Below are 4020 nucleotides of genomic sequence, written 5' to 3' on the forward strand. Positions count from 1 at the left end.
GCATCGACGCCAACCCCGTGGCCGTGGCCGATCCGAAGGTGCTGATCAAATAATCGGTGTAGATGTCGAGAGCGTCTTGGTTCATCCTCGAAACTTACCAAGTCCTGAGCCTTCTGCGTAACATCAGATATATAAGCTTTTTTACCTGGCGATCAGGGAAGGGGCGGACTTATTCCTCATTGGTTGACCGGTTTCTCGTCATGGCTTAGTAAAGTGGCCCCCTGTCCAGGACAGTTTTTCCGCGAATTTAAGTTGTGCTGCCGATCTCAATCGCAGCAGTTTGGCGCTGCCCCAGTTCCGCTTGTGCGTTGCCGAAGCGATCCACGATCTTCGCTCCCCCGCCTTCCCCCGAGCGGTAGACCGCCTCCGGCGTCAGGTACCCCAGGGATTGATGCGGACGCTCATGGTTGTAGAAGGCGAAATACTCGGTCAACCCCAGGAGTAGCTCGGATAGGCGGGTGTAGCCTTTGAGGTAGATGTCCTCGTACTTGACGCGGCGCCACAGCCGCTCGACAAAACTGTTGTCCAGTGCCCGCCCACGTCCATCCATGCTGATGGCGATCTCCTCACGCCGGAGCACCCCGGTGAAGGCCGTGCTGGTAAACTGGGATCCCTGGTCGGTGTTAAAGATCTCGGGCCGACCGTGGGCGCGCAGCGCCTCTTCCAGACAGTCCACGCAGAACCCCGCCTCCAGGGTGTTGGACAGACGCCAGGCCAGCACCCGGCGCGCGTACCAGTCCATGATCGCGACCAGATACGCAAAGCCCGGCGCGAGGCGGACGTAGGTGATATCGGTACTCCACACTTGGTTGGGGCGTGTGACCTCGACCCCGCGCAGCAAGTAGGGATAAACGTGGTGCTCCGGGTGCGGTTGGCTGGTGCTCGGTCCCGGCGCCATGCCAGCTAACCCCAGAATCCCCATCAGTCGCGGCACGCGCTTGCGATTCACCACCTGGCCTTGCGCCTTCAGAAAGATCACCAGGCGCCGGCGGCCGTAGAACGGGTGACGGGTGTACTCGGCGTCAATCAACGTCAACAGCATCTGGTCCAACGCGCTGACGGTCTCGCCGGTCGCGGCGCGATACACCCCAGAGCGCACGACCCCGGCCAAGGCGCATTGCCGGATCACCGCGATCTCACCCTCACGCTCGATCCATCCGCGACGGATGCTCACCGGCTCAGTCCGGACTTTTTTTCAGCCAATCCAGTTCCATCTTCAAGCGCCCGATTTCGCTGTAGAGCCGCTCTGGCTCTCCTTGGTCAGCCGCTGGTTTCCGCCCACGTTTGGTCTCGAACAGCGTACCGGCTTGTTCCAGAATCTCCTTCTTCCATGGCCCGACTTGGACCGGGTGCACACCGTGCTCCTGGCCGATCTCGTTGACCGTCTTCACGCCACGGATGGCCTCCAACCCGACCTTGGCCTTAAACGCCGCCGCGTAGGTCTTGCGCTTTGCTTCACCCATTGTGGTCAACCCTTTCGTACCGACTTGACAGCTTAAATGACTGTTCGGTTTTCGGGGTCCACTTTAGCCCGATCGGTGCCCAGGCGAACGGGCGGACGTACGCCGCGCCCTCGAGAGAGTGTTGCTGGTGCGGCTCCCGCCCCGGCGTGGCTGGCCGGCTGATCCTCGGGCATCTGCTGTGCGCCACCTGCGCCAACGAACTCTATGAGCACGTCCGTCAAGGTTACCGAAGAGGTCGCCCCAGCGGTCTGGCTCGCTCGCTGCAAGTGTTCGTCGTCAACCTGGAGGATCCCGCCCATGAAGTTGATCCTGGTCGCTCCAACCCTTGAGGCCGCCGCCCGCGTCGCCGCGCGCCTGTACCCAGGTCGCCGCCTCCTGGCCGACCCGATCCCCGTTTCACCGGCTGGACCGAAGGAATCGCGAGACTTCGGCGAGCTGGTCAAGCGGATCACCAACACCCGCCGACTGGAGAGCACGCATGTCTGACTGGACCGACCTTATCGACGCACTCACCGACATCATGGCCGAGCCCAAGCCGCGCCGCCTCGCCAAGGCCGCGACCAAGGTCAAGCCGTTCGTCATCCTCAAGCGCCGCCCGCCCGCCCGCCAGGTCAAAGTCCCACGTCGCCTGATCCTTGTTTTCCGGTCTCAACGGCTGTCGTGACAGTAGGGTTTCCGTGTCGAAACCCCCATGAAACCCCCGAGGAAAACCCCATGACCCTGATCGAAAAGGCCCGTGCTCAAGCCGACACCGCGCACGAGCGCCTGCGTGATGCCTTGTTGGCTGGAGTCGATACCAGCGAGGCCCGCCGCGCCCTGGTGGCCGCCGAGGCGCGGCTGGTCGAACTGACCCGCACCGCCGCCCCCATCGGCCCGGACCCCGAGATCGAGCGCGCGATCCAGACCGAGGCCGAGACGCTGGCCACCGAGACCGCCGAGGCGATCGGCACGCGTCAACGCCTTCTCGCCGTATCCCCGACCTGAGCCGGTCACCGTGCCGGTCGCGCTGGCCGTGCCCCTCGTGAGGGCTCGTCTCAACCAGCGCGCCTATGAGGCCGACATCGCCGAGCACCGGGCGCATGGCGAGCGCATCCAGACCCGCCTGGACGATCTACGCGCCCGCCGCGTCGCCTTGCTGGAGCGTCGGATGGCCGGTGATGAGCGGCCCAAGGATGCCGCCGAGCTGGCGCTGATCGAGGCCGATCAGGCGGGACTGTCGCGCCTGCTGGACGAACACCGCGCCCAACTCCCGGCCGAGCCGGCCGACCTTCGCCAACTCGAAGCCAACTGGCGCCGCGCCTGCCAGGACATCGAGGGACGCGCCCTCAACGCGCTGGCCGGGCAGTTGCAGCAACACACCATCGTGGTCGCCGAGCGGCTGGAGCTGTTCAATCGCGAGTTCGGCACGATGGGAACCCTCGGTCACCGTCTGCGCGTCGATGCCCGTTGGGCTGGTCCCTCGCTGCGTGGAGTCTGGTGATGAACGTGCCAGCGAAAGGCGGACGGCCGCCGTCGATGGCGAAGCTGGCGCAAAAGGAACTGCGCCTCATCCAGGTCGCGGCGATTAAGGAGTTGGCCAAGCGAGCCGCCGGCGGTTCGTCGAACGCGCTCAAAATCCTGCGCGAGATCGCCGATGAAAAACCCGCCGCCAGATCTTGACCGCCTGACCCGTCGCGCCATCGAAGCACGTTTGCTGGCATCGCCGAGCGCGCGCGAACTGGCGTGGATTGATGAAGTGAGTGCCACCTACGCCGAGCACTTCGGTTGTGTGCCGGATCGAGACGAGGCCCGGCGCTTGTTCTGGGAGGTCGAGATGGGCCTGGATCGCCATTAGCCGATACCCCGCGTCGAGGATGAACCCGACCATCCCGGCTGGGTCGCGGGCTGCGCGGCGCTTCAATCTGCCACGGCAGGCTGACGGCAGGCGAGCATGGCGAAATTTCAACCAGGACAATCCGGCAATCCGCGCGGCCCGAGGCCCGGCTCTGGCCCCGTCCAGAAGCTCCGCAAGGCCATCGAGAAGGATCTGCCGGACATCATCCAGGCGATGAGTGAAGCCGCGAAGCAAGGCGACCCCAGCGCGGCGCGATTGTTGATGGACAAGGTTCTGCCGAACATCAAACCCGAAACCCGGCCGCTTCCCGTGATGGGAACCGCCGTGGAGCCGCAAGCCATCGTCGATGCCTTGACCGCTGGTGTGTTGACGAGCGAACAGGCGCGAGAGGTCATGGCCCTGCTGGCGGATCGCGCCAAGATCAGTGAAGCGGTCGAGAATGCCGAGCGGCTGGCGCGAATCGAGGCGATGCTCAAAAGTCCTGTCTGAGTGGTCGGAGCTTCGGCGTTTTGGGCGCCAAATTCCGCCGACATCGTTCCTGAGGTAGCACCAACAAAAAAGGCTTGTCGCCGATGTGGTGACAAGCCTTTGTTTTGTTTGGTGCCCAGGGGCGGAATCGAACCACCGACACGCGGATTTTCAGTCAACAGCGCAACCGTTATAAATCAACGGTATAGCCAAAATCATTCTAAGTAAACAAGCAAACCGCACCTAAGCGAATCA

The 4020-nt window shown here is 63.6% G+C and carries 8 protein-coding genes; 7 read left to right on the forward strand and 1 reads right to left on the reverse strand.

The window, feature by feature from the left end:
* Window positions 1–247: 247 nt before the first annotated feature.
* A protein-coding gene (locus CKO27_RS23380) for an IS3 family transposase (protein WP_200377316.1) occupies window positions 248–1463 on the reverse strand; the annotation gives its coding sequence in 2 pieces (ribosomal slippage) (window positions 248–1196 and window positions 1195–1463; 1218 coding nt in all).
* A gap of 297 nt (window positions 1464–1760) precedes the next feature.
* On the opposite strand from CKO27_RS23380, the gene CKO27_RS23385 reads away from it, so the two are divergent.
* From CKO27_RS23385 to CKO27_RS23415, 7 genes are all read left to right on the forward strand, one after another.
* Window positions 1761–1949 (forward strand): hypothetical protein, encoded by a 189-nt coding sequence (locus tag CKO27_RS23385; protein ID WP_200377317.1) that lies wholly within the window; start codon window positions 1761–1763, stop codon window positions 1947–1949.
* Window positions 1942–2127: a hypothetical protein gene (locus CKO27_RS23390; protein ID WP_200377318.1), complete on the forward strand. Its 186-nt coding sequence runs from the start codon at window positions 1942–1944 to the stop codon at window positions 2125–2127. The genes CKO27_RS23385 and CKO27_RS23390 overlap by 8 nt, the downstream gene beginning before the upstream one ends.
* A 50-nt stretch (window positions 2128–2177) precedes the next feature.
* Window positions 2178–2447 carry a hypothetical protein gene (locus CKO27_RS23395; protein ID WP_200377319.1) on the forward strand — a complete coding sequence of 90 codons (270 nt, stop codon included), beginning with the start codon at window positions 2178–2180 and terminating at the stop codon, window positions 2445–2447.
* Between the two features lie 10 nt (window positions 2448–2457).
* On the forward strand, window positions 2458–2943 hold the full coding sequence (locus CKO27_RS23400; RefSeq protein WP_200377320.1) for a hypothetical protein: 486 nt from the start codon (window positions 2458–2460) through the stop codon (window positions 2941–2943).
* A complete protein-coding gene (locus CKO27_RS23405; protein WP_200377321.1) occupies window positions 2943–3122 on the forward strand; it encodes a hypothetical protein in 180 nt (59 codons plus the stop codon). Before CKO27_RS23400 ends, CKO27_RS23405 begins: the two co-directional genes overlap by 1 nt.
* A complete protein-coding gene (locus tag CKO27_RS23410; protein ID WP_200377322.1) occupies window positions 3097–3297 on the forward strand; it encodes a hypothetical protein in 201 nt (66 codons plus the stop codon). Before CKO27_RS23405 ends, CKO27_RS23410 begins: the two co-directional genes overlap by 26 nt.
* 96 nt (window positions 3298–3393) lie before the next feature.
* Window positions 3394–3786: a DUF5681 domain-containing protein gene (locus CKO27_RS23415; RefSeq protein ID WP_200377323.1), complete on the forward strand. Its 393-nt coding sequence runs from the start codon at window positions 3394–3396 to the stop codon at window positions 3784–3786.
* The last annotated feature ends 234 nt before the right edge of the window (window positions 3787–4020 follow it).

The organism is Thiocystis violacea, assembly GCF_016583575.1.
Taxonomy (GTDB): Bacteria; Pseudomonadota; Gammaproteobacteria; order Chromatiales; family Chromatiaceae; genus Thiocystis; species Thiocystis violacea.

Bases quoted from the DNA above. Each gene is read 5' to 3' on its own strand.
- CKO27_RS23385 (WP_200377317.1), top strand. From the start codon at position 1,761: ATGAAGTTGATCCTGGTCGCTCCAACCCTTGAGGCCGCCGCCCGCGTC.
- CKO27_RS23390 (WP_200377318.1), top strand. From the start codon at position 1,942: ATGTCTGACTGGACCGACCTTATCGACGCACTCACCGACATCATGGCC.
- CKO27_RS23395 (WP_200377319.1), top strand. From the start codon at position 2,178: ATGACCCTGATCGAAAAGGCCCGTGCTCAAGCCGACACCGCGCACGAG.
- CKO27_RS23405 (WP_200377321.1), top strand. From the start codon at position 2,943: ATGAACGTGCCAGCGAAAGGCGGACGGCCGCCGTCGATGGCGAAGCTG.
- CKO27_RS23410 (WP_200377322.1), top strand. From the start codon at position 3,097: ATGAAAAACCCGCCGCCAGATCTTGACCGCCTGACCCGTCGCGCCATC.
- CKO27_RS23415 (WP_200377323.1), top strand. From the start codon at position 3,394: ATGGCGAAATTTCAACCAGGACAATCCGGCAATCCGCGCGGCCCGAGG.